Origin of the sequence: Marinobacter sp. (assembly GCF_033722735.1) — a bacterium.
Classification (GTDB): Bacteria; Pseudomonadota; Gammaproteobacteria; order Pseudomonadales; family Oleiphilaceae; genus Marinobacter.
The window spans coordinates 18,453-41,154 of sequence record NZ_JAWVYN010000002.1; the positions used below are offsets into that span (position 1 = coordinate 18,453).

At 60.6% G+C, this 22,702-nt stretch carries 24 protein-coding genes; 7 read left to right on the forward strand and 17 right to left on the reverse strand.

Translation table 11 applies throughout. The annotated features are described in order from the left end of the window. Position 1: 1 nt before the first annotated feature. Positions 2–1,009 carry a LysR family transcriptional regulator gene (locus R3175_RS01910; RefSeq protein WP_318941963.1) on the forward strand — a complete coding sequence of 336 codons (1,008 nt, stop codon included), beginning with the start codon at positions 2–4 and terminating at the stop codon, positions 1,007–1,009. A gap of 6 nt (positions 1,010–1,015) precedes the next feature. On the opposite strand, the gene R3175_RS01915 is transcribed toward R3175_RS01910, so the two are convergent. From R3175_RS01915 to R3175_RS01945, 7 genes are all read right to left on the reverse strand, one after another. Continuing rightward, on the reverse strand, positions 1,016–1,981 hold the full coding sequence (locus tag R3175_RS01915) for a GNAT family N-acetyltransferase (RefSeq protein ID WP_318941964.1): 966 nt from the start codon (positions 1,979–1,981) through the stop codon (positions 1,016–1,018). Further along, positions 1,978–3,129 carry a cupin domain-containing protein gene (locus R3175_RS01920; protein WP_318941965.1) on the reverse strand — a complete coding sequence of 384 codons (1,152 nt, stop codon included), beginning with the start codon at positions 3,127–3,129 and terminating at the stop codon, positions 1,978–1,980. Before R3175_RS01920 ends, R3175_RS01915 begins: the two co-directional genes overlap by 4 nt. 3 nt (positions 3,130–3,132) lie before the next feature. Beyond that, positions 3,133–4,500: an adenylosuccinate lyase gene (gene purB / locus R3175_RS01925; RefSeq protein ID WP_318941967.1), complete on the reverse strand. Its 1,368-nt coding sequence runs from the start codon at positions 4,498–4,500 to the stop codon at positions 3,133–3,135. A 65-nt stretch (positions 4,501–4,565) separates the two neighbouring features. Then, positions 4,566–5,207 (reverse strand): high frequency lysogenization protein HflD, encoded by a 642-nt coding sequence (gene hflD, locus R3175_RS01930; RefSeq protein ID WP_318941968.1) that lies wholly within the window; start codon positions 5,205–5,207, stop codon positions 4,566–4,568. Beyond that, the gene (gene mnmA / locus R3175_RS01935) at positions 5,204–6,370 is read right to left on the reverse strand and encodes a tRNA 2-thiouridine(34) synthase MnmA (RefSeq protein ID WP_318941969.1); all 1,167 of its coding nucleotides are present in this window, start codon (positions 6,368–6,370) and stop codon (positions 5,204–5,206) included. The genes hflD and mnmA overlap by 4 nt, the downstream gene beginning before the upstream one ends. Before the next feature lie 48 nt (positions 6,371–6,418). Beyond that, positions 6,419–6,868 carry an NUDIX hydrolase gene (locus tag R3175_RS01940; protein WP_318941971.1) on the reverse strand — a complete coding sequence of 150 codons (450 nt, stop codon included), beginning with the start codon at positions 6,866–6,868 and terminating at the stop codon, positions 6,419–6,421. Next, positions 6,865–7,512: a pseudouridine synthase gene (locus tag R3175_RS01945; RefSeq protein WP_318941973.1), complete on the reverse strand. Its 648-nt coding sequence runs from the start codon at positions 7,510–7,512 to the stop codon at positions 6,865–6,867. Before R3175_RS01945 ends, R3175_RS01940 begins: the two co-directional genes overlap by 4 nt. Before the next feature lie 158 nt (positions 7,513–7,670). Here R3175_RS01945 and icd point away from each other — a divergent pair, with 158 nt between their 5' ends. Next, on the forward strand, positions 7,671–8,933 hold the full coding sequence (gene icd, locus R3175_RS01950) for an NADP-dependent isocitrate dehydrogenase (protein ID WP_318941974.1): 1,263 nt from the start codon (positions 7,671–7,673) through the stop codon (positions 8,931–8,933). 131 nt (positions 8,934–9,064) lie between these two features. Here icd and R3175_RS01955 read toward each other — a convergent pair whose 3' ends face one another. Continuing rightward, positions 9,065–9,358, reverse strand: coding sequence for a cold shock domain-containing protein (locus R3175_RS01955; RefSeq protein WP_318941976.1), 294 nt, complete (start codon positions 9,356–9,358; stop codon positions 9,065–9,067). A 357-nt stretch (positions 9,359–9,715) separates the two neighbouring features. Between R3175_RS01955 and clpS the strand changes: the two genes are divergently transcribed. From clpS to R3175_RS01970, 3 genes are all read left to right on the forward strand, one after another. Next, entirely contained in the window at positions 9,716–10,075 is a 360-nt protein-coding gene (gene clpS / locus R3175_RS01960; protein WP_318941977.1) for an ATP-dependent Clp protease adapter ClpS, read from the forward strand. An 18-nt stretch (positions 10,076–10,093) separates the two neighbouring features. Further along, positions 10,094–12,367, forward strand: a complete 2,274-nt coding sequence (clpA, locus tag R3175_RS01965; protein WP_318941979.1) for an ATP-dependent Clp protease ATP-binding subunit ClpA — start codon at positions 10,094–10,096, stop codon at positions 12,365–12,367. A 263-nt stretch (positions 12,368–12,630) separates the two neighbouring features. Next, positions 12,631–13,662: a putative solute-binding protein gene (locus R3175_RS01970; protein WP_318941981.1), complete on the forward strand. Its 1,032-nt coding sequence runs from the start codon at positions 12,631–12,633 to the stop codon at positions 13,660–13,662. A gap of 63 nt (positions 13,663–13,725) precedes the next feature. Here the strand turns inward: R3175_RS01970 and infA are convergent, their stop codons facing one another. The 9 genes from infA to R3175_RS02015 all read right to left on the reverse strand — a co-directional run bounded on the left by infA (position 13,726) and on the right by R3175_RS02015 (position 20,634). Beyond that, positions 13,726–13,944 carry a translation initiation factor IF-1 gene (gene infA / locus R3175_RS01975; RefSeq protein WP_014421226.1) on the reverse strand — a complete coding sequence of 73 codons (219 nt, stop codon included), beginning with the start codon at positions 13,942–13,944 and terminating at the stop codon, positions 13,726–13,728. 131 nt (positions 13,945–14,075) lie between these two features. Next, entirely contained in the window at positions 14,076–14,789 is a 714-nt protein-coding gene (locus R3175_RS01980; RefSeq protein WP_318942003.1) for an arginyltransferase, read from the reverse strand. Further along, the gene (gene aat / locus R3175_RS01985; RefSeq protein ID WP_318942005.1) at positions 14,790–15,503 is read right to left on the reverse strand and encodes a leucyl/phenylalanyl-tRNA--protein transferase; all 714 of its coding nucleotides are present in this window, start codon (positions 15,501–15,503) and stop codon (positions 14,790–14,792) included. A 68-nt stretch (positions 15,504–15,571) separates the two neighbouring features. Continuing rightward, a complete protein-coding gene (gene trxB, locus R3175_RS01990; protein WP_318942006.1) occupies positions 15,572–16,525 on the reverse strand; it encodes a thioredoxin-disulfide reductase in 954 nt (317 codons plus the stop codon). A gap of 181 nt (positions 16,526–16,706) precedes the next feature. After that, entirely contained in the window at positions 16,707–17,618 is a 912-nt protein-coding gene (locus R3175_RS01995) for an AAA family ATPase (protein WP_318942008.1), read from the reverse strand. A 7-nt stretch (positions 17,619–17,625) separates the two neighbouring features. Then, positions 17,626–18,549 carry a carbon-nitrogen hydrolase gene (locus tag R3175_RS02000; RefSeq protein ID WP_318942009.1) on the reverse strand — a complete coding sequence of 308 codons (924 nt, stop codon included), beginning with the start codon at positions 18,547–18,549 and terminating at the stop codon, positions 17,626–17,628. 1 nt (position 18,550) lies between these two features. Further along, a complete protein-coding gene (locus R3175_RS02005) occupies positions 18,551–19,573 on the reverse strand; it encodes an agmatine deiminase family protein (RefSeq protein ID WP_318942011.1) in 1,023 nt (340 codons plus the stop codon). A 134-nt stretch (positions 19,574–19,707) separates the two neighbouring features. Then, positions 19,708–20,013 carry a hypothetical protein gene (locus R3175_RS02010; RefSeq protein WP_318942013.1) on the reverse strand — a complete coding sequence of 102 codons (306 nt, stop codon included), beginning with the start codon at positions 20,011–20,013 and terminating at the stop codon, positions 19,708–19,710. 45 nt (positions 20,014–20,058) lie between these two features. Beyond that, on the reverse strand, positions 20,059–20,634 hold the full coding sequence (locus R3175_RS02015) for a PilZ domain-containing protein (protein WP_318942015.1): 576 nt from the start codon (positions 20,632–20,634) through the stop codon (positions 20,059–20,061). 106 nt (positions 20,635–20,740) lie between these two features. On the opposite strand from R3175_RS02015, the gene R3175_RS02020 reads away from it, so the two are divergent. Then, the gene (locus tag R3175_RS02020) at positions 20,741–21,982 is read left to right on the forward strand and encodes a lipoprotein-releasing ABC transporter permease subunit (RefSeq protein ID WP_318942016.1); all 1,242 of its coding nucleotides are present in this window, start codon (positions 20,741–20,743) and stop codon (positions 21,980–21,982) included. Further along, positions 21,975–22,694 carry an ABC transporter ATP-binding protein gene (locus R3175_RS02025; RefSeq protein WP_318942018.1) on the forward strand — a complete coding sequence of 240 codons (720 nt, stop codon included), beginning with the start codon at positions 21,975–21,977 and terminating at the stop codon, positions 22,692–22,694. Before R3175_RS02020 ends, R3175_RS02025 begins: the two co-directional genes overlap by 8 nt. The last annotated feature ends 8 nt before the right edge of the window (positions 22,695–22,702 follow it).

Genomic DNA, 22,702 nt, shown 5'->3' on the forward strand with positions numbered 1-22,702 from the left:
AATGGATATTTCCCGGGTCGATCTGAATTTGCTGGTCTATCTCGACGTTCTGCTCAGGGAGCGCAACGTGACCAAGGCGGCCAATCACCTGGGGATCACCCAGCCGGCCATGAGCAATGGCCTGCGGCGACTCCGGGACCTCTTTGGCGACCCGCTCCTGGTGAGAACCAGTGAGGGTATGACCGCCACCGAGCGTGCCACCGAGTTGCAACCCCTGGTGCGCAGCATCCTGTCGGACATTGAGCAGGCGGTGCAGGAGAAGACGCCGTTCTCGGCGGGCGAAAGCCAGCGGGTATTCCGCATCATGGCCAGCGATTACGCCGAGTCCTGTCTGATGCCGAGGGTGTTGCGGCGCATTCGTCAGGAAGCGCCCAACGTCACGCTGGACGTCCTGACTCCCAGCGACGTGAGTTTTTTGGATGTCGAACAGGGGCGTCTGGATATGGCCATCAACCGGTTTGACAAGCTGCCCCAGTCCTTCCATCAGAAGACGCTGTGGACCGAGTATTTTGCCTGCCTGATGAACGCCCGTAACCCCATCCTGGGCCAGTCCTTTACGCTGGAGAGCTATCTGGCTGCCAATCACATCTGGGTCAGTAAGACCGGCTTTGGCGTTGGGGTGGGCGTCAATCCAAAGGATGTGCAGCGGCTGGGATGGGTGGACGAAGCGCTGTCCCTGATTGGGCACAAGCGGCAGATTTCGGTATTCACCCGGCACTACCAGGTGGCCATGTTGCTGGCGGAACAGCATGACCTGATTGCCACCTTGCCCTGTCGTGCCGCCTGGTTGCAGAAGGATAACGCCAATCTGGTGGTTAAGGCGCCCCCGTTCGAGATTCCGCCGTTCGAACTGAAGATGGCCTGGAGCCCGTTGCTGCAACACAACCCGGACCACCAGTGGCTGCGTCGTCTGATTGTGGAAGTGGCCGAAGAGGTGGACGCCGAGTTTGCGCCGTTCGGGCGTCGCTTCGAGGTGGACTGGCAGGCACAGGGTTCGGACGTAGGCTGAGCCGGGTCAAATGCCGAGTTGGCGAAACTCCTTGGAGGGTGTGGCGGTGTTCCACATCCGCTGGAAGCTTTCCGCCAGCAGCTTGGCCCGGCCACTGGCACTGAGCTGGGCGAAGCCGGCGGGCTTGCCGAATTCGTGGCGATAGACCACCGCCCGGCGATCGACCACCAAAAACGGCGTGTCATCGAACGGGTGATCCTCGCTGATGATCCTGAGTTCGATCTTGCTGGGAAGCCGTTTCATCAGCTCAATGATCTGGTGGCGTTTTTTGACCAGCGGCTTGTCGTCGTGAACCAGCAGCCGAATCTCACTGAGCCGGTGTCGGCGTGCCAGGGCGGATACGATGTCACGGAAGCGGAGTCGGTCGTAGAGGTCGTGCTCCAGCTCCCGATCATACAGCCAGAGCTGTTGGCGGGCCTGGTTCGCCACCGAATCCATCACCTCGATGAGGCCCTGTTCGGTGTCCACCAGCCAACTCTCCGGGTCCTCGCCCATTACCAGGGGCGCTGGACGCTCGTCCAGGGCCGGGAACACCAGCCCGGGGGCCAGGCAGCGCATATCCACGTGGGGAATGCCGGCGTCATCGTAGGGCCGGGAACACACATGGAACCCGAAACGCTGGTAAAAGGGGATGGCGTGTTCCTGGGCGGACAGGTACAGGTCCTGGAACTGGCCTTCGGCCTCACGGAGCATGGTCCTCATGAGGTGGGCCCCCACGCCCTGGCCCCGGTAGCGGGGCAGTACCGCCATGCGGCCAATATGGGCGGTATCGGTGACCGACGGGTACATCCGGGCCACCCCGACCGGGGTGTTGTCCGGCGTCACCGCCAGGTAATGATCGGCGATCTCATCGGTATCGTCCCACTCCAGTTCGGGGGGGACCTGCTGTTCCTCGATGAACACCCTCTGCCGGATGTCCTTCAGGGATTGGGGGGCCAGCTGCCAGCTGTATTTGCGGACGCGAATGTTCATTCGAAATACAGGCTGCCCTGATTGTGGAGGGCGGCCACCAGTTCGGCCAGGGCGGGTTCATCGAGCAGCGGAGCAAGCAGATCCGCGTCGACGCTGGAAGACCGGCACAGGATGGCGGCCAGGTCACGGGCCTCGCCACGCAACAGGTAGCGTTCACCATCGACGAACAGCGCGGTTTCGTCATCCAGTTCGTGAAACGCAAAGCGGGAGCCTTCGTTCCACCTGAGCGGTTCGCCGTGTTTGAGACGCTCGAGCAAGAGGTCCGGTGCCAGCGGGTCATCGGCGGGAACCACGATGTCGAGACTCTTAGGGGCCGTGGAGTACTGGCCAAACCACAGGGCCAACTGGCGGCGGTCGGACAGCTTGTCGCGGATCATCCTCTCCAGCTCGGAGATCACCTCCGAACCGATCGCGCCCGGATTGGTCTGGGGGGCGAGGTTGGGGTCGGCGTAATGCTCGGAGGCGTCCGTTTGGCTGCAAAGAAAGTCGGTGTAGCCGGTCAGGATGTCATCCATGGTCGGCGCCCGGAATCCGATGGATAGGGTGATGCAGTCGTTCAGCGCGACACCATGGTGACCGATGCCTGGTGGCAGGTACAGCATGTCGCCGGGTTCGAGTACCACGGTTTCCTCGCCCTCCCAGCTACTGAGGATGCGCAGGGGGGTGCCTTCCACCCGGGGCGAGGTGTGATCGCAATGGCCGCCGAAGGTCCACTCCCGCTGGCCCTGGGCCTGCAACAGGAACACGTCGTACTGGTCGAAGTGGGGACCGACACTGCCCCCCTGGGGGGCGTAGCTGGCCATGATGTCGTCCAGCCGCCAGTTGGGAATGAAGCGGAACGCTTCCAGCAGGTCCGAGATCTCCGGGGCCCAGTGGTCCAGCCCCTGAATCAGCAGCGTCCAGTGGGTGGCCGGCAGGGACTCGAAGCGTTCGGGGGAGAACGGACCGTTGTGCAGTTGCCAGGGTTTGCCGTCATCCCGCTCGATGACGATGCGGGATTCGACGCTGTCCTCGCAGGCCAGGCCCGCCAGTTCGTCCGCCGTTACCGGGCACTGGTAGCCCGGTAACGCCTGACGGATTACCAGCGGCTTTTTCTGCCAGTACTCCCGCAGGAAGGCCTCCGCAGTCAGTCCGCCCAGTACGTCCATGGATCAGATGGCCCCCGCCTGGTCGGTGGCGTTGCCAATGTAGGTGCCGGGGGTCAGGGCGAGCAATTCGCTCTTGGCTTCCTTCGGAATATCCAGGCTCTCGACGAATTCACGGATCAGTTCCGGCGTCATGGCCTTGCCGCGGGTCAGGTCCTTGAGTTTCTCGTAGGGCTTCTCGATGTTGTAGCGGCGCATCACCGTTTGGATGGGTTCTGCGAGCACTTCCCAGGCGTTGTCCAGGTCCTCGGCAAGACGGCCGGGGTTGACTTCCAGCTTGCCCAGCCCTTTCAGGGTTGCCTCATAGGCAATCAGGCTGTGTGCAAAGCCGACGCCCAGGTTACGCAGCACCGTGGAGTCGGTCAGGTCCCGCTGCCAGCGGGAAATGGGCAGTTTCGCAGACAGGTGGTTCAGCAGGGCGTTGGCAATGCCCAGGTTGCCCTCGGAATTTTCAAAGTCGATCGGGTTGACCTTGTGTGGCATGGTGGACGAGCCCACTTCACCGGCCACGGTTTTCTGCTTGAAGTAGCCGAGAGAGATGTAGCCCCAGATGTCCCGGTCCAGGTCGATCAGGATGGTATTGAAGCGGGCCACGGCATCGAACAACTCGGCGATGTAGTCGTGTGGCTCGATCTGGGTGGTATACGGGTTCCAGTCCAGGCCCAGGCTCTCGACAAAGGCCTTGGCGTTGGCCGCCCAATCGATGTGGGGGTAGGCGGACAGGTGGGCGTTATAGTTACCCACGGCGCCGTTGATCTTGCCCAGCAGTTCCACCGCCTGGATCTGCTTGAGCTGGCGCTGGAGACGGAAGACCACGTTGGCCAGTTCCTTGCCCACGGTGGTCGGGGAGGCGGTCTGTCCGTGGGTCCGGGATAGCATGGGCGCCTTGGCATGCTCCTTGGCCAGTTCACTGAGCCGGTCGACCACCCGCTCCATGGCCGGCAGCAGGCCTTCGTGCAGGCCTTCGCGCAGCATCAGGCCGTGGGACAGGTTGTTGATGTCCTCGGAGGTGCAGGCGAAGTGGACGAATTCGGTAACGGCGTTGAGTTCCGGAACGTCGGCAATCTTTTCCTTGATGAAATACTCGACCGCCTTGACGTCATGGTTGGTGGTGCGCTCAATGCCCTTGACCCGTTCCGCATCGGCCAGGCTGAAATCATTGACGATGGAATCGAGCACCTGGTGGGCGGCGTCGGAGAAATTCGGCACCTCGGTGATCGCCGGGTGCTCGGACAGCTGCTGCAACCAGCGGATTTCAACGGTTACCCGGTTTCTGATCAAGCCGTATTCACTGAAGATGTTGCGGAAGACGCTGACTTTGCTGCCATAGCGTCCGTCGACCGGTGAAATGGCGGTCAGGGCGGTGAGTTCCATCGAAAACCTCTCAAGTCATCAAAGAAAAATACAGGGTTATATGATACACCAGCCGTGACCGGTATTCAGTCGTAAACCGACCTATTTGCCTGCTCTGCAAGCCTTTTTGCGACGGTTACGGTCTTGCGGCGAGTGAAGATAAGCTGCCAGCGACGGCCGCCGGTCTGGCGCCAGAGAACGGCCGAGCGAATACCGGCCAGGAGCAGGGCGCGGATCCGTGCGGCGTTCTCCTCCATTCTCAGAATGTTGGGATCGCCGGTCACCTGGATGCGGGGGCGCAGGGTGCTGATGGTGTCGGAATAGATCGACGCTAGGTTGCTGATCAGATTGCCGTGGGTATAGCCAAAGTGGTCCGCGGTATGGCGGGCCTGGTCGATGCGGCTTCCGATGATGTTCAACATGTCGCGGTTACGGTTGAGCTTGGACTCCAGATGAACCAGATTGAGCGTGTAGCGGAGAATCTCGATGTCCTGGCGCCGGCTCTGCGTGCTCAACACACTGGCCAGGGTCGCCAGGCCTTCGCGGAGGTCTTTGAGCTCACCGTAGACGGCGAGGGTGGACTCCGGTGAGGTGGCAAACAGCGAGCGGATGCTGGTTTCAAAACTGGAATCGGCGCAGCGACCGGTATGGGCGATCTGCTGTACCAGCGCCGTTGCCTGGCAGACCCCGGCGAGGGCGAGGGTCTGATCCTGCAGTGAGCGGCTCATGAATCGGCTCCCGGTACCACGGATGGAACGAAGTCGGGCGGGGCGTCACCGTCTCGCCAGGTGCGCTCGATGACACCGCCACCCAGGCAGACCTCGCCGTCGTAGAAAACGACCGACTGGCCCGGGGTCACCGCCCGTTGCGGTTCGTCGAAGTCGACGCGTACCCCGGGACCGGATGGGTTCAGCGTGACCCGGCAGTCCTGGTCGGGTTGGCGGTACCGGGTCTTGGCCTTGCAGCGGAACTCGGCAGCCGGTGCTGCTCCGGCTACCCAGTCGATGGGCCCGCTGAGCAGGCCCCGGGAGAACAGCAGGGGGTGGTGCTTGCCCTGAACCGCGATCAGCACGTTGCGCTCGAGGTCCTTGTCCGCCACATACCACGGATCGTCATTGAAATCCTTCAGGCCGCCGATGCCCAACCCCTGACGCTGACCGATGGTGTGGTACATCAGCCCCTGGTGACGGCCGATAACCTGCCCGTCCGGGGTTTCGATGGCACCGGGCTGGGCGGGCAGGTACTGCTTCAGGAAATCGCGGAACTTCCGTTCGCCGATAAAGCAGATGCCGGTGGAGTCTTTCTTGTCATGGGTGATGAAGTTCTGTTTTTCCGCAATGCGCCGTACTTCGGGTTTTTCCAGTTCGCCCACCGGGAACAGCGTGCGGGCGATGCGTTCACCGGACACCGCATGCAGGAAATAGCTCTGATCCTTGTTGGGGTCCAGCCCTTTCAGCAGCTGGGCCCGTTCGGGATCCCCGGGCAGGGGGCGTTGACGGGTGTAATGGCCGGTGGCGATGAAATCCGCGCCCAGGGTGATGGCATAGTCCAGGAAGGCGCGGAACTTCACTTCCTTGTTGCACAGAATGTCCGGGTTGGGCGTGCGGCCGGCGCCATACTCCGCCAGGAAGTGCTCAAACACCCGGTCCCAATACTCTGCCGCAAAACTGGCAGTGTGCAAGGGGATGCCAATGGTGTCCGCCACCGCCTGGGCGTCGGCCAGATCCGCCATGGCGGTGCAGTATTCGGTACCGTCGTCCTCGTCCCAGTTCTTCATGAACAGGCCTTCCACCTGATAGCCCTGGGATTTCAGGAGCCAGGCTGCCACGGAGGAATCTACACCGCCGGACATGCCGACGATCACTCGGGTGTTTTCGGGTGCTTGGGTCATGACTGTGCCGATACTGGTAAAACGCCGAAGTGTATCACTGAAGCCGGGTTACGTCTGCGTGTCGACGATAACGTCCAGGGGAAATCGGCGGCCCTTACGGTAATCCTCTATACACCGCAGCACCAACGGGCTACGGAGTTGGGCCTGCCGGTCCCGGAGCTCCTCCAGGGTGAACCAGTGGGTCGCAATGATGTCGGAATCGAGTTGATCGGTCCGCTTGCTGACTGCGCGAGCCGAGAAGCAGAACCGGTAATAGGTCACGCCGTTGGCCGGTGCCTTGTAAGTGTAGAGACCAAGAAAGTGCTGCAGTTCCACTTCCCAGCCGGTTTCCTCCAGGGCTTCCCTTACGGCGGCGTCGAGGATGGCTTCGTCTTCTTCGACGTGACCGGCTGGCTGGTTCAGCACGATGCGACCGTTACTGTTCTCTTCAACCAGCAGAAAGCGTTGCTGCTGGTCCTGCACAACGACGGCGACAGTGGCGTGGGGCGTCCAGGTCATGGTTTCGGGGCTCTCCGGGAAGTGCTGCGTGATTGTCGGTGGGGCTGGCGTTGCCGTTGAGGCCCCTGCCGTGGCGGCCGTTTGGGGGACCGGGTGGCGGGCATGTGTACTTTTACGGTGGTGCTGTCGCCCGGCGACAGTCCGTCCAGGCGCCAGCTTCCGATCCGGACCCGGATCAGGCGCAGGGTGGGGAAGCCCACCGCCGCGGTCATCCGGCGAACCTGGCGGTTTCTGCCCTCGGTCAGGGTCAGCTCGATCCAGGACGTGGGCTGGTTCGGCCGGTGTCGGATCGGCGGCGTGCGGGGCCAAACGTCGGGTGTCGCCAGGCGCCGCGCCTGTGCCGGCCGGGTCAGGCCGTCCTTGAGCTCAACCCCCCCGGCCAGCTGGTCGAGGGCTGCCTGGTGGATATCGCCTTCGACCTGTACCCAGTAGCTTTTGGGCATCTTGTTGGTGGGGGAGGCGATACGATGTTGCAACTGGCCGTCCCCGGTCAGCAACACCAGCCCCTCGGAGTCATAGTCGAGGCGACCCGCAGGGTATACATCTGGGGTATCGAGATAATCCGCCAGGGTGGCCCGACCCTGCCGGTCGGTGAACTGGCACATTACCTGAAACGGTTTGTTGAATAAGACCAAGTTAGCCATGGGGTATCTGAGGCGCACGGTGTGGTGCGCGCTGGGGCTCCGGCAATGGATGGGGAGTGTACTAAGCTGAACTATATCGCAGGCGAGGCGGCGGTTTAAACCAACCGCAACCGACCGGCCAGTGCAGGCAGCGACATCAGACTCGGGGAGGGCGGGGGATGGCGTACAGCAAGATCGTGGTACCGGCGGATGGTGAGCGGATTACGGTTAACGCGGACCTGTCCCTGAACGTGCCTGACAATCCGGTGATCCCGTTCATCGAAGGCGACGGCATTGGCACCGACATTACGCCGGTGATGAAGCGGGTGGTGGACGCGGCGGTGGCGAAAGCCTATGGGTTGAAGCGGGCTATTGTCTGGATGGAGGTCTATTGCGGTGAGAAGGCAACCCGGGTCTATGGCAGCGACACCTGGATGCCGGAAGAGACGCTGGAGGCACTGCGGGATTATCCGGTGAGCATCAAGGGGCCGTTAACCACGCCGGTCGGCGGAGGCTTCCGGTCCCTCAATGTGGCATTGCGCCAGGAGCTGGATCTCTACGCCTGTATCCGTCCGGTACGCTACTTCAAGGGTGTGCCCAGTCCGGTCAGTCACCCGGAACTGACCGACATGGTGATCTTCCGGGAGAATTCCGAGGACATCTACGCCGGTATCGAATGGGAGGCAGACTCGGAGGGCGCCAGGAAGCTGATCCGGTTCCTGCAGGAAGACATGGGGGTGACCAACATCCGCTTCCCGGAGGGCTGTGGCATCGGCGTCAAGCCGGTATCCCGGGAGGGCACCCAGCGGCTGGTGCGCAAGGCCATCCAGTATGCCATCGACAACGACCGACCGTCGGTGACGCTGGTGCACAAGGGCAACATCATGAAGTTCACCGAAGGCGCCTTCAAGAACTGGGGGTATCAGATGGCGGTGGAGCGTTTCGGTGCGAAGCCGGTGGACGGTGGTCCCTGGCATGTGATGAAGAACCCGGTTACCGGCCGCGACATCGTGATCAAAGACGTCATCGCCGATGCCTTCCTGCAGCAGATCCTGATGCGTCCGGACGAGTACAGCGTGATCGCCACCCTGAATCTGAACGGTGACTACATATCGGATGCGTTGGCGGCGGAGGTGGGCGGCATCGGGATAGCGCCGGGGGCCAACATGGGGGGGGCAATCGCCAACTTTGAGGCAACTCATGGCACGGCGCCCAAGTACGCGGGTCAGGACAAGGTGAATCCGGGCTCGTTGATCCTGTCGGCGGAAATGATGCTGCGGCATCTGGGCTGGGCAGAGGCGGCGGATCTGGTGATTTCCGGTATGGAGGGGGCCATCGCGGCGAAGACCGTCACTTACGATTTCGAGCGCCTGATGCCGGACGCCAAGCTGCTGAAATGCTCGCAGTTCGGCGAGGCGGTGATTGATAATATGGAAAAATAGACAAAAGAAAGCGTTACGCTCAACTTGCTGAGCGAGGAGAGAAACTGGGCGCATAAAGCGCCCCGTCAACTTTCGGATTTAACGCCCGAAAGAAGTGTCCAAAGCCGTAAGTTATCGCCTGAATTTGTTTTTCAGGCGTTCACCGCTCGGGGGTGTTGCGAAATATTAGAACCGTCGGAAGACTGTTTGGTCTCACCTTTACTTTCCCGCTTTGCGGGTTGGTCCACCGGAACAATGTTGACCGCGTGGATGCCTTTTTCACTAGGCTTTTTATCAAAGGTAACCGTCTGACCAGCTTTGAGGGTCTTGTACCCTTCCATTTGCACCGATGAAAAGTGGGCAAACAGATCGTCGCTGCAGCCATCTTCGATAATGAAGCCGTAGCCCTTGGCGTTATTGAACCACTTCACTTTGCCTTTAGGCATTTTGAACTCCCCTGTTCCGTCATTATCAACCGTTATTATTGGTATGGAAGGCCGTTGTCCGGTCGCTACCACGCTGCTCTCGGCTTCCCCTCCGGTAGCAGGCCAGGATACGTCTACGGCTGCAATGTTACAGAAATTACGCGCCGTAACATGAATTAACATTGCAAGGGATACTCTCGACCAATAATCGGTCATAGTCAATAGTGCGGTCACCGGAATAGCTGGTTGGAATGCCCATCGAGACGTTATTATGTGTGGTATTGATAACCAACTCACGCTGTCTTCAGGAATGGACTTGAAAACAGGGTGGGGAGAATCCACCTTCAGAAAAATGGCATCGATTTCCGGTAACGAATCATGCGGACTATCCAAAATTCTCTACTAGTATTAAATCAGGGGAGCGAGGAAGAACCAGGGCATCATGACGATGTCAGTCTTGCCCCGGAAAAACCGGCCCTAAAACGCCCAGCGCGTTACCGGGTTGTGCTGTTGAACGACGATTACACCCCCATGGATTTCGTGGTGGATGTACTCATGAAGTTCTTTGGAATGAACGAAGAAAAGGCGACGCAGGTGATGCTGCTCGTCCATACGCAGGGAAAGGCCGTATGCGGGGTTTATACCCGGGACATCGCAGAAACGAAAGCTGCACAGGTGAACCAGTATTCCTCGGAATGCGAACATCCGCTGCTGTGCGAGATTGAACGTGCGGACTGATAGACCTTGGGGTGGCCCATGCTGAGCAAAGATCTTGAGAATACGCTGAATACGGCCTTTAAAAATGCCCGCGATAAACGCCATGAATTCATGACGGTTGAGCATTTACTGTTGGCGTTGCTGGATAACGATTCAGCCGTTAGCGTCTTGAAGGCCTGTGGAGCTGACCTGCAACAATTACAGGAAGAACTGGTCGAGTTTGTTGACTCTACGACACCGCTGATCCCCAGCAGTGACAGTGACCGTGAAACCCAGCCGACCCTGGGGTTCCAGCGGGTACTGCAGCGGGCGGTGTTCCATGTTCAGTCATCGGGCAAGAAAGAGGTGACCGGCGCCAACGTGCTGGTCGCGATTTTCAGTGAGCAGGAAAGCCAGGCGGTGTATGTGCTGAAGAAGCAGAACATCGCCCGGATCGATGTGGTGAATTTCGTCTCCCACGGCATTTCCCGTGTCCAGGGCTCCGATGAACAGGAAGGCGGTAGCGACCAGGCCTCCCACGAGGAGGGGGCGGAAGAGGGCACCTCCAGCAAGCCACTGGAAAGCTACGCCACCAACCTGAACGAGCAGGCCCGACAGGGCCGTATCGATCCGTTGATCGGCCGCGAGCACGAAGTGGAGCGGGTGGTCCAGATTCTGGTCCGCCGGCGCAAGAACAACCCGCTGCTGGTGGGCGAAGCCGGCGTGGGCAAGACCGCCATTGCCGAGGGCCTGGCCCGTCGCATTGTGGACGGCCAGGTGCCGGAGATCATTGCCGATGCGGTGGTGTACTCCCTGGACCTGGGCGCGCTGCTGGCGGGCACCAAGTATCGGGGCGATTTCGAGAAGCGCCTGAAGGGGCTGCTGGCAGAGCTCAAGAAAGAGAGTCATGCCATCCTGTTCATCGACGAGATCCACACCATCATCGGTGCGGGTTCGGCCTCCGGCGGAGTGATGGATGCGTCCAACCTGTTGAAGCCGATGTTGAGCTCCGGCCAGATACGGTGCATCGGTTCGACCACCTTCTCCGAGTTCCGGGGAATCTTTGAGAAGGACAGCGCGTTGGCCCGTCGCTTCCAGAAGATTGACGTCAACGAGCCCAGCGTGGAAGACACCTACCAGATTCTAAAGGGGCTGAAACCCCATTTTGAGAAGCACCACGAGCTCAAATACACCGACGAGGCGCTCCGGGTTGCTGCCGAGCTGGCAGACCGCTACATCAGCGATCGCCATCTGCCGGACAAGGCCATTGATGTGATCGATGAAGCCGGCGCGCGCCAGCGCCTGCAACCGGCGGGCAAGCGCAAGAAGGTGATCGGGGTCTCTGCCATCGAGGATGTGGTGGCGACCATTGCCCGTATCCCGCCGAAGAACGTGTCCACCAGCGACAAGGACCTGCTGCGCAATCTGGAGCGGGATCTGAAGATGGTGGTCTTTGGTCAGGACACCGCCATCGAGTCGCTGTCGACCGCCATCAAGCTGGCTCGGGCGGGCTTGAAGGCACCGGAGAAACCGGAGGGCGCGTTCCTGTTTGCCGGACCCACCGGGGTGGGTAAGACCGAAGTCACCCGTCAGCTGGCCAAGGTTCTGGGCATTGACCTGGTTCGATTCGACATGTCCGAATACATGGAGCGTCATACCGTATCGCGGTTGATCGGCGCACCTCCGGGGTACGTTGGTTACGACCAGGGCGGGCTGCTCACCGAGGCGGTGAGCAAGCAGCCCCACTGCGTGTTGTTGCTGGATGAGATCGAGAAGGCGCACCCGGAAGTGTTCAACCTGCTGTTGCAGGTCATGGACCATGGCACCCTGACCGACAACAACGGCCGCAAGGCGGATTTCCGTCATGTCATTCTGGTGATGACCACCAACGCCGGTGCCGAGAGCATGGCCCGTCGCTCCATCGGGTTCAGTGAGCAGGATCACAGCACCGATGGCATGGAAATCATCACCAAGACTTTCACGCCGGAATTCCGGAACCGGTTGGATGGCATCATCCAGTTCGGCGATCTGGACAAGGCCACCATCACTCACGTGGTGGACAAGTTCCTCACCGAACTGCAGGCCCAGCTGGATGAGAAGCACGTGGTGCTGCATGTGGATGATGCGGCCAAGCTCTGGCTGGCGGAGAAAGGCTACGATGTGACCATGGGGGCACGGCCCATGGCCCGCCTGATTCAGGACAAGATCAAGCGGCCGCTGGCGGAACAGATCCTGTTCGGCGCGCTGTCCGATCATGGCGGGGAGGTGAACATTCACCTGGACGGTGACGAGCTTGTCTTCGAGTACGAGAACGAGCCCGCGGAAGCCGTGTAACGGCCTCGAAGCCGAAGGGCAACCCTTGGATTGTCAATCCTCAAAAGCCACACAGCGACGGTTGTGTGGCTTTTTTGTGACGGGTTTGGCCGACAGGCGAAAGTTATCGGTTCCTACTGTCAATTTCTTTCCGAACGCAATCTGACATCTTCCTATCTGACAACGTAGGGTTTCCTGCGTCGGATGTGCTTCGCTGGTTCCGGAACCGGCCTAGAGGGCATGCCGAACGTCTTCAAACAATAATGATAAGGAGATGAGTCTGAATGAAGTTGTCCCTGTCCGTGCTGCTCGGCGTTTTCCTGCTGTGCTCTGCCACCGCATCCAGTGCCATCGAACGCAAGGAGTTTTGCGTGTTCGATGTCGCCGGCGCCAGTGGCTTTGTCTACAAGACCCTTGAGACCTATCGTCGCGAGGCCATGAGTGCTGGTGTCCAATTCAGCATGCGGCCGTTCACCAACGAGGAGGAGGTCATTGCTGCCTTTAACGAAGGTGAGTGTGACCTGATCGCGGTCACCGATATCGGTGTTCGCCAATTCAACGATTTTACCTCGGCCATCAGTGCCATTGGGGCCATACCCCGGTACGAAGACCTGAAGGTGCTCATGTACATCCTCGCCAGTCCCCGGGTGGCCCATCACCTGGAGAACGACGCCCACCAGGTCTTGGGGGTGATCCCCATGGGAGCCGCCTACCTGTTTGTCGACGACCGGGAGATCGATCATGTCGACGACCTGAGAGGGCAGCGGGTGAGCGTGTTCGAGGGGCATCACGATGCCTGGCACATGCTCAACTACGTCGGTGCACAACCTGTCCCCGCCAAAATCGCCAACTTCTCCCAGATGTTCAATACGGGAGAGGTGGACATCAGCTACGCGCCCGGCGCGGCTTACGAGCTGCTGGAGATGTTTCGGGGTATGGGGGAGAGCGGGGGAATTGTCCGTTATCCGGTAGGGCAGGTGACTACCCAGTTGGTGGCCCGCACCGGCGAGTTCGACGAGCGTTTCGTGCGCAAGTCGCGCCGCATCATGTCCCGGCTTTATCCGGAGGCCATGCGCATTGTGCGCGAGTTTGAAAACCGTATCCCGGAGGATCGTTGGGTGGATATTTCACCGGAGGCGGTGCGTGGCTACCAGGAGATGTTGCGGGGTGTGCGGCTGGATATGAAGGAATCCTCCAGCGAGAACGCCCGGTTGGCTGCCGCCGCCTATAACGAAGACATGATGACCATTCTGCGAAAGGTGCGCTGCTACACCAATCCCGGTGGCCAGGAATGTTCCGCAGAGGACCGGGAATAACCGGGTCGCCCGTTCGCTCATAAAAAAGCCCCGAAATTCGGGGCTTTTTCAGATGTCAGAGAATCAACGGGCGCGGTAGACGATGCGGCCCTTGCTCAGGTCGTAAGGGGTCAGTTCAACCTTCACCTTGTCGCCTGTCAGGATGCGGATGTAGTTCTTGCGCATCTTTCCGGAAATGTGAGCGGTCACAACGTGGCCGTTGCTCAGCTCTACGCGGAACATGGTATTGGGAAGGGTGTCGATAATAACGCCTTCCATTTCAATGACATCTGACTTCGCCATTCAGTAGAAACCTCGTTTGGTGGACTTTCCGAAATTTTAAATTGCGCAATTCTGCCTGATTTATAGCCGTTTGGCAAAAAGCCTGATGTCCTGTGCGGCCATATTCCGCATTATTTCAGGCTGGACCGGGCTTACTCGGCCTGGAGCGCCTGCCAATGGCCTTCAATCAACGCCTCAATGGGGCGGAATCGGGTTTTGTAATTCATCTTGCGGCAGGCTTTGATCCAGTATCCGAGATACAGATAGTTCGCCCGGCGACGTCGAACTTCCTCTATCTGCCAGAGGATGGCAAAGGTTCCCAGGCTTCGCTGCTCTTCGCCAGGATCGAAGACGGTGTAGATGGCCGACAGCCCATCTTCCAGGGCATCCACGACGGCCAGCCCGACCAGGCGTCCCGCAAGTCGCATTTCCAGAAACCCGGTGTCGGTGGCGCCCTCCACCAGAAAGGAGGTGAACTGCTCGCGGGATGGCGGGTACATGTCGCCGTCGGAATGCCGTTGCTCAATGTATGTCCGGTAGAGCTGGTAATACTCTTCGGTGAAAGCGGCCGGCACCAGTTCGCAGTGCAGGTCTGCATTGCGCTTGAGCACCCGGCGCTGGCCCCGGTCCAGGCGAAACTGATGGGCGTTCAGCCTCACTGGCACGCAGGCATTGCAGGATTCACAGTGGGGGCGGTAGTAATGTGAGCCACTGCGGCGAAAGCCCAGTGTGGTCAGCTGGCTATAGAGCCGCTTGTTGATGTCCGCACGAGGATCCACAAACATGGTGGTGGCCTCGCGGTCAGGCAGATAGCTGCAGTCGTGGGGGGGCGTGGCAAAAAACGCCAGAGTCTTCAGGTTGGTCATTCACACCTCCGGCCCCGTCCAGCACCACTGGAAGTTCCAATCCTGCTGGACTGGTGGTCTGTCGACACTTGACTCCAGTATAGATAAAAACTCGCTTCGTGGAATGCATCGGGCGCCCATGCGCAGCAAATGTCCGCTTTCCACCTGGCAGTCGATGATGGTGTAGCCCCATGCTCGGAGTTGTCCGGCCAGGTGAACCATCACCACTTTGGACGCGTTGGTCTCCAGGGAAAACATCGATTCGCCAAAGAAGCAGCGCCCCAGCGCCAGTCCGTACATTCCGCCCACCAGCTCGCCGTGCCGGTTCCAGGCCTCGATGGAGTGGGCAATGCCCATCTGGTGCAGGCGGGTATACGCCGCAGCCATTTCGTCGGTGATCCAGGTGCCCTCCTGACGACTTTCGGCGCAGATCCGGATGACCTGGGCAAAGGCCCGGTCGGCGGTGATGTGAAAGCGCTGCTGGTTCAGGGCGCGGCGCAGGCTTCGTGATACGTGGATTTCGTCGGGGAAGAGCACGCAGCGTGGATTCGGGGACCACCACAGAATCGGCTGCTCTTCGCTGTACCAGGGAAAGATGCCATGTCGATAGGCCAGAACCAGGCGGTCCGGCGACAGGTCGCCGCCGAGGGCTAACAGGCCGTCAGGGTCATCAAGCGCCTGTTCTGGGGGGGGGAACCAGAGTCGATCGGGGTCTATCCAGGGTAGCGTTGCCATCCACTTCTTCGGGCCGGTGTATGGAAGGGGCTGACAGCGTCAGCCCCTGCAGACCAGTGTAGTCGTGGTCAGTCCTGTTGATCCAGAAAACGCTCGGCATCCAGCGCTGCCATGCAACCGAAGCCGGCGGAGGTGACCGCCTGACGGTACACGTGATCGGCGACATCGCCCGCTGCGAAAACGCCGGGTACGCTGGTTTCCGTGGCCATGCCATTGAGGCCGGAGCGGATCTGCAGGTAACCGTTCTCCATCTCCAGCTGGCCGATGAACAGATCGGTGTTAGGCTTGTGGCCAATGGCAATGAACACGCCCGCCAGGTCGAGGTCCTGGGTGGTCCCGTCCTTGGTGCTCTTGATCCGCATGCCGGTGACGCCGGTTTCATCGCCCAGCACCTCGTCCAGAGTGTGATCCCAGACGATGCGGATATTGCCTTTCTCCGCCTTCTCAAACAGTTTGTCCTGCAGGATCTTTTCGGCCCGCAGCTTGTCACGGCGGTGGACCAGGGTGACCTCTTCGGCAATGTTGGACAGGTAGAGGGCTTCTTCAACAGCCGTGTTACCACCGCCGATGACGGCCACCTTCTGTTTGCGATAGAAGAACCCGTCGCAGGTTGCGCAGGCGGACACGCCTTTGCCCTTGAAGGCCTCCTCCGAGTCCAGGCCCAGGTACATGGCGGAAGCCCCGGTGGCGATGATCAGCGCATCACAGGTGTATTCGCCGCTGTCACCTTTCAGGCGGAACGGGCGGCTCTGTACGTCAGCCTCATTGATGTAGTCATAGACAATGTTGGTTTCGAAACGCTCGGCATGTTGGAGCATGCGCTGCATCAACTCGGGCCCCTGGACGCCCTCATTGTCACCCGGCCAGTTGTCCACGTCGGTGGTGGTGGTAAGCTGCCCCCCCACTTCAATGCCGGTGATCAGGGTGGGGTTGAGGTTGGCGCGGGCGGCATAGACCGCTGCGGTATAGCCTGCCGGTCCGGAGCCCAGGATGATCAGTCGGGAATGCTTGCTTTCACTCATTGCACTTCTCTCGTTTCAAGTCGGTTTCGGTAACCTGGGAGCAATGCCGCGGGCACCACTCGGAAAACGGGTAATTGGATCTGAAGGTGGTGAAGCCTATCATGTCCAGGCTGGCTTCACATTTGATTTGGCCAATGCCGACCATAAATCGTCGCTATGGGGGTGCCCCAGCCATGCCTCTCTACTCTATGACGGATACTGAACTCAACAGTTGCCGCACGCGATCCGTACTTTTACTGGATTCGCCCTGCTCGAGCCGGTGACCGGCCACGGCCGGAAACACCGCCTGGATGTCGTCGGGCAGCACATGGTGGCGCCCGTCCATCATCGCCCAGGCCTTGGCGGCCCGCAGCAGGCCCAGGCCGGCGCGGGGCGACAGCCCGTAGAGCAGGCCGGGCATGCGCCGGCTTTGCTCCAGTAACCGTTGGATGTAATCCAGCAAGGCAGGGCTGGCAGTGACCCGGTCCACCCCGTCCTGGAGCGTTTTCAGATTCTGTTCCGATAGTTGCGGCTGCATCCGCTCGGTCAGTAGCCGTCGGTCTTCGCCCTCCAGCAGTTCCCGTTCCGCCCTGGGGTCCGGGTAGCCCAGTTGCAGCCGCATCAGAAAGCGGTCCAGTTGGGATTCGGGCAGGGGGAAGGTGCCGCCCTGCTCAACCGGGTTCTGGGTGGCAATGACAAAAAAGGGGTGTGGCAGCGGGCGGGTTTCGCCTTCAATCGATACCTGGCGCTCTTCCATGGCTTCCAGCAGTGCGCTCTGGGTGCGTGGGGAGGCCCGGTTGATTTCGTCCGCGAGCACCACCTGGGCGAAGATGGGGCCCCGATGAAAGACCAGGGCTCCCGCCTCTTTGTCGTACATGGAGAAGCCCAGCACATCAGCGGGCAGCAGGTCGTTGGTGAACTGGATGCGCTGATAGCTTAACCCCATGACCTTGGCCAGGGCGTGGGACAGTGTGGTCTTGCCCATGCCCGGGATGTCTTCAATCAGAAGGTGGCCTCGGGCGAGCAATCCGCAGATGGCCAACCGTACCTGGCGTTCCTTGCCGAGCAGGATGTTGTTGAGCTGGTCGACAACCCCGTCAATCAGTTTCTTCATCGTTTGATCAGTCCCGTACCCGCTTGAGGAGGTCGTCGTAAGCATCGATCCGTCGATCACGCAGGTAGGGCCAGATTCGGCGGACGGATTCACTGCGGTGGGTATCAAGGTCAATGGTGAGCACGGTTTCGTCTCGCTCGTTCGCCCGGGCCAGGAATTCGCCCTGCGGGCCACAGATAAAGCTGTTGCCCCAGAACCGGATGCCGTCGCCCTGGCCGCTCGGGTCGGGCTCGTTGCCCACCCGGTTGGGGGCAATCACCGGCAGGTTGTTAGCGACCGCGTGCCCACGCTGGACGGTTACCCAGGCGTCGAGCTGGCGACTGCGCTCGTCATCGTCATCGGTCATGTCCCAGCCGATGGCGGTGGGGTAGATCAGCAGCTCGGCCCCGGCCAGGGCCATCAGGCGGGCCGCCTCCGGATACCACTGGTCCCAGCACACCAACACGCCCAGCTTGCCAAGCGAGGTCTGTACCGGCGTGAAGCCGCTGGCGCCGTTGTTACACCTCGCATCGCCGGGGGTAAAGTAGAACTTCTCGTAGAAGCCGGGGTCGTCGGGAATGTGCATCTTGCGGTACAGGCCTGCCAGGCTGCCATCGGAGTCGAAGACCACCGCGGTGTTGTGGTAAACGCCATTCATCCGACGTTCGAAAATCGAGCCCACCAGCACGATGCCCAACTCTCTGGCCAGTCCGGACAGGCGCTCGCTGGTGGGGCCGGGAATGGGTTCGGCCAGTTCAAAGTTGGTGGTGTCTTCGGTCTGACAGAAATACAGCGTGGCGTGTAGCTCCTGCAAAACGACCAGCTGGGCGCCATCACTCGCGGCCTGCCGCACCAGGCGTTCGCTGGTGGCCAGGCTCTGTTGCTTGTCGGAGCTGCAGCTTTGCTGGATGGCGGAGACCCGTAATGAATGAGCGGCGGTGTTCAAGGTCATCTTACTCCGCTGGAATTTGCATGGTGACACAGTGAAGACTGCCATGCTGCCTGATCAGGGCGTGGCAGTTGATCGGAATGATCTCGCGGTCGGGGAACAGGTCGGCAAGCACTTCGACCGCCTCGCCATCCTGTGGCACGCCGTACACCGGCACCAACACCGCCCCATTGATGATCAGGAAGTTGGCGTAGGTGGCCGGCAATCGCTCGCCGTCCTCGCCGTGGATGGCATCCGGCCAGGGCAGGGGGGTGAGTCGATAGGGCTGGCCATTGGGCTGGTGAAACTGCTCCAGCTCTTCCTCCATGGCCTTGAGCGCGGGGTAGTGCTCATCGTCGGGGTGCGGGCAACGAACATAGCAGATGCCGTCGGCCGCCACGAATCTGGCCAGGGTGTCGACATGGCTGTCGGTGTCGTCGCCGGCCAGGTAGCCGTGATTCAGCCAGAGTACATGGTCGGCGCCCAGATGCTCGCGCAAGGCGGCCTCGAGGCCGGCGCGGTCCAGGTTGGGATTTCGGGTTGGAGTGAGCAGGCATTCGCTGGTGGTCAGCAGCGTACCCAGGCCATTGGATTCGATGGAACCGCCTTCGAGCACCAGGTCCACGGCCCGCAGGGGGAGCCGGCCGAAGGCGCCGGCCTGTGCCAGTGTCCGGTTGAGCTGGTCGTCCTTGGCATGGGGAAACTTGCCGCCCCAGGCATTGAAGCGGAAGTCCAGCAGCGTCAGCCCATCGACACCCCGGCAGGCGAGGGGGCCGTGGTCGCGGGCCCAGGTGTCGTCCGCCGGTGCGACCACGGCGGTAATCTGCCCTGGCGCTTGCTGAGTGCGGATGAACTGCTGCAGCTCCGCCTCCACCAGGGCCAGTTGCGCCGGGTCTTCACAGCTGACAATCAGGTTCTGGAACCGGAGCACGTGCTTGGCGATGTCGAAAAAGACCGGTTCGACTTCCTCGAGAGTGTCGCACCAGTCTGTGCCGGCATGGGGCCAGGTGAGCATGACCGCCTGCTGCGGTGCCCACTCCGAAGGCATTACAGATGTTGAGCTCAATTCGCAACCACCTTCATTACGCAGTATGGGAGGGCTGACATTCTAACGGCTCCGGCGTTCCCCGTCAGGAGCCCCGGGGCCGTTTTTTGTTACGCTTGGAGCGGATTTGTAACGCCTCAGCGCTTGGCTTTCATCACGGTATGAATGACGTGATCGTATTCGAAGTAGACGGTGAAATCCGGGTACTGCCACTGGCTGATGGGGGGCTCGCCGACCGGGCCGGAAATTTGTTGGGGAGCGCCGTAGGTGGCGCGGACCGACTCCTGGCTTTGACCGGTCCTGGGCAGCCTGGCCTCGCTGCGATCGGCCTGGTTCATGACCGGCACCTGCACTTCCTCGGCGTGAACCGGGGCGGCCAGGGGGGCGCTGAGGGCCAGTGCGGTGGCCAGGGCGATCAGACCGGAAGTTGCCTGTTTAATCATGGCTGAGATACTCCTGCTGTTTGTATTATTGGTATGAATTCGATATTAGCTATTCTGGCGTTGCCGGACCTGCCATCGCATCACATGTCGGGCAATCTGCTGCCGATCACTGTCATGGATCGATACGAACTGGGCATGGACGACGCTGCCGCCCTGGTCGTCCGGCACTGACTGGATGACGCGGGCCGTGGCCTGCGGTCTGAACAGTTCCGGCGGCAACGTCATTCTCACTGCCAGTTGGTCGCCTGGCTGGTAGATGTTGGTGGCGGTTGTGAAGGCGATCCCACCCTCGCTTAGCGTAACATCCTGCCACTGCTCCTGTTGCAACGGATTTTGTTCAAAGGCCATAATGCGCGCCAGCGTATCGAGCTTCCCATTCAGGGATTTGATGAGGGTAGTCAACAATCGATCCTTTTCAGCCAGACTGGCCAGGTGAAGCCGAATGTCCTGGTCGAGTCGCCGCATTTCATCCCTGAGACCGTCCAGGTGCCCTTCGTTGAAAGGGTCAGAGAGGTTGGCATGGCCAGGCTCCAGCTTCCGGATCTCCAGGCCAATATGGTCCTCAATCCGGAAATAGTCTCGTCGGTCAGAGGCTGACCCGTTGGACGGGGCTTCAGGCATGATCGCTCCACGTTTTTTGTTAAGTTACACAAGTTTAGCAGCTTCCTGACGGTCTGTGAGCCGGCAGCAGGCCAAACATAATCAAGGTGTATACAGGCTCCGCCACATGTTCAGACCACTGTCGCTTTACATTGGCTTGCGATATACCGCAGCCAAGCGCCGCAATCATTTCATATCCTTCATTTCCATGACCTCCATGATCGGATTGATGCTCGGCGTAGCCGTGCTGATCATCGTGTTGTCGGTGATGAACGGGTTCGACCGCGAACTGAAACAACGCATCCTGGGCATGGTGCCGCACGCGGTCATCCGTGGCGATAACGTGCTGGAGAGCTGGCAGGCGGTGGGGGCATCGGTGATTGAGCATCCTGATGTGCAGGCGGTGGCCCCCTTCATCCAGGGGCAGGGCATGGTCACCGGAGGTGGCAATGTCCGCGGTGTGCTGCTCAACGGCATCCTGCCTGGCGAGGAGCGTCAGGTGTCCATCATCGAAGACCACATGGTGGAGGGTAAACTCGAGGACCTCCGCAGCGGGGAGTTCGGCATCATCGTCGGCAAGCTGATGGCGGCAAGCCTGCGGTTGCAGGTGGGGGACCGGGTGACCATCGTGCTGCCCGAGGCCTCGGTGACGCCCGCCGGTGTCCTGCCCCGCCTCAAGCGTTTTACCGTCAAGGGAATATTCAGCGTCGGCGCGGAGCTGGACGGCAATTACACCCTGATCCACATGGATGATGCCGCCAAGCTGATGCGCACCAACGGTCGGGCCCATGGGGTGCGGCTGCTGGTGGACGACCTGTTCCAGGCACCGAGAGTGGCCGAGGAAGCCGCCCTGGCACTGGGTGGGCGATATTTCGTCTCGGACTGGACCCGTACCCATGGCAACCTGTTCCAGGCCATCCGAATGGAGAAAACCATGATCGGGTTGCTGCTGATGTTCATTGTTGCGGTTGCCGCGTTCAACATCGTGTCCACCCTGGTCATGGTGGTCACCGACAAGACCTCCGATATCGCCATACTGCGAACCATGGGCGCCACGCCGGGGCGGATCATGCGCATCTTCATTATTCAGGGCGCCGTCATTGGCATGGTCGGTACCCTGGTCGGCACCTTGCTGGGGATCCTGGGTGCCTACAACATCAGTGACTTCATCGGTTGGCTGGAGAGGCTCATGGGGCACCAGTTCCTCAATGCGGAGGTCTACTTCATCAGTTACCTGCCGTCCCAGCTGCAATGGGTCGACGTGGCGATCATCAGCGGCGCCGGCTTGTTGATGAGCCTGCTGGCAACCATCTATCCGGCCTGGCGTGCATCCCGGGTCGACCCTGCGGAGGCCCTGCGTTATGAATAACAAACCACAGGATGTGAAGCCCGGGGTGCCGGTGATCTGCTGCAGTGGCGTCACCCGCACCTACAAGGAGGGGCCCAGTGAGCTCACCATCTTTTCCGACATCTCGTTGACGGTGGCCGCCGGGGAGACGGTGGCCATCGTCGGCAGCAGCGGTGCCGGCAAGACCACCCTGTTGAACCTGCTGGGAGGCCTGGACCGACCGTCCTCCGGACACATCGAGATCTGCGGCCGCGATATTCACCGGATGAGCGAGGCCGGTCGGGCGCGCTTTCGCAACCGGCACCTGGGGTTCGTCTACCAGTTCCACCACCTGTTGCCGGAATTCAGTGCCCTGGAAAACGTGATGATGCCCTGTACCCTGGGCGGCATGTCGCCCCAGTCCGCCGCTGGGAAAGCGCAACAGTTGCTGGCCCGGGTAGGGCTTGAAAAACGGCTGGAGCATAAACCCGGTGAGCTTTCCGGTGGCGAGCGCCAGCGGGTGGCCATTGCCCGGGCGCTGGTCAATGAGCCGGAGTGTGTGTTGATGGATGAGCCCACCGGCAACCTGGATGAGCAGACTGGGGAGAGCGTGCGCCGCCTGATCGAATCGTTGCGGGACCAGTTGGGCATCGCCTTTGTGATGGTGACCCACGACATGAAAATGGCCAACAGTCTTGGCCGGGTATTGCGCCTGGAGCAGGGGCGGCTGGAAGAGGCCGTTGGCGGGGGGTGAGCGTTGGC

Bases quoted from the DNA above. Each gene is read 5' to 3' on its own strand.
- R3175_RS01910 (WP_318941963.1), top strand. From the start codon at position 2: ATGGATATTTCCCGGGTCGATCTGAATTTGCTGGTCTATCTCGACGTT.
- R3175_RS01915 (WP_318941964.1), bottom strand. From the start codon at position 1,981: ATGAACATTCGCGTCCGCAAATACAGCTGGCAGCTGGCCCCCCAATCC.
- R3175_RS01920 (WP_318941965.1), bottom strand. From the start codon at position 3,129: ATGGACGTACTGGGCGGACTGACTGCGGAGGCCTTCCTGCGGGAGTAC.
- purB (WP_318941967.1), bottom strand. From the start codon at position 4,500: ATGGAACTCACCGCCCTGACCGCCATTTCACCGGTCGACGGACGCTAT.
- hflD (WP_318941968.1), bottom strand. From the start codon at position 5,207: ATGAGCCGCTCACTGCAGGATCAGACCCTCGCCCTCGCCGGGGTCTGC.
- mnmA (WP_318941969.1), bottom strand. From the start codon at position 6,370: ATGACCCAAGCACCCGAAAACACCCGAGTGATCGTCGGCATGTCCGGC.
- R3175_RS01940 (WP_318941971.1), bottom strand. From the start codon at position 6,868: ATGACCTGGACGCCCCACGCCACTGTCGCCGTCGTTGTGCAGGACCAG.
- R3175_RS01945 (WP_318941973.1), bottom strand. From the start codon at position 7,512: ATGGCTAACTTGGTCTTATTCAACAAACCGTTTCAGGTAATGTGCCAG.
- icd (WP_318941974.1), top strand. From the start codon at position 7,671: ATGGCGTACAGCAAGATCGTGGTACCGGCGGATGGTGAGCGGATTACG.
- R3175_RS01955 (WP_318941976.1), bottom strand. From the start codon at position 9,358: ATGCCTAAAGGCAAAGTGAAGTGGTTCAATAACGCCAAGGGCTACGGC.
- clpS (WP_318941977.1), top strand. From the start codon at position 9,716: ATGCGGACTATCCAAAATTCTCTACTAGTATTAAATCAGGGGAGCGAG.
- clpA (WP_318941979.1), top strand. From the start codon at position 10,094: ATGCTGAGCAAAGATCTTGAGAATACGCTGAATACGGCCTTTAAAAAT.
- R3175_RS01970 (WP_318941981.1), top strand. From the start codon at position 12,631: ATGAAGTTGTCCCTGTCCGTGCTGCTCGGCGTTTTCCTGCTGTGCTCT.
- infA (WP_014421226.1), bottom strand. From the start codon at position 13,944: ATGGCGAAGTCAGATGTCATTGAAATGGAAGGCGTTATTATCGACACC.
- R3175_RS01980 (WP_318942003.1), bottom strand. From the start codon at position 14,789: ATGACCAACCTGAAGACTCTGGCGTTTTTTGCCACGCCCCCCCACGAC.
- aat (WP_318942005.1), bottom strand. From the start codon at position 15,503: ATGGCAACGCTACCCTGGATAGACCCCGATCGACTCTGGTTCCCCCCC.
- trxB (WP_318942006.1), bottom strand. From the start codon at position 16,525: ATGAGTGAAAGCAAGCATTCCCGACTGATCATCCTGGGCTCCGGACCG.
- R3175_RS01995 (WP_318942008.1), bottom strand. From the start codon at position 17,618: ATGAAGAAACTGATTGACGGGGTTGTCGACCAGCTCAACAACATCCTG.
- R3175_RS02000 (WP_318942009.1), bottom strand. From the start codon at position 18,549: ATGACCTTGAACACCGCCGCTCATTCATTACGGGTCTCCGCCATCCAG.
- R3175_RS02005 (WP_318942011.1), bottom strand. From the start codon at position 19,573: ATGCCTTCGGAGTGGGCACCGCAGCAGGCGGTCATGCTCACCTGGCCC.
- R3175_RS02010 (WP_318942013.1), bottom strand. From the start codon at position 20,013: ATGATTAAACAGGCAACTTCCGGTCTGATCGCCCTGGCCACCGCACTG.
- R3175_RS02015 (WP_318942015.1), bottom strand. From the start codon at position 20,634: ATGCCTGAAGCCCCGTCCAACGGGTCAGCCTCTGACCGACGAGACTAT.
- R3175_RS02020 (WP_318942016.1), top strand. From the start codon at position 20,741: ATGTTCAGACCACTGTCGCTTTACATTGGCTTGCGATATACCGCAGCC.
- R3175_RS02025 (WP_318942018.1), top strand. From the start codon at position 21,975: ATGAATAACAAACCACAGGATGTGAAGCCCGGGGTGCCGGTGATCTGC.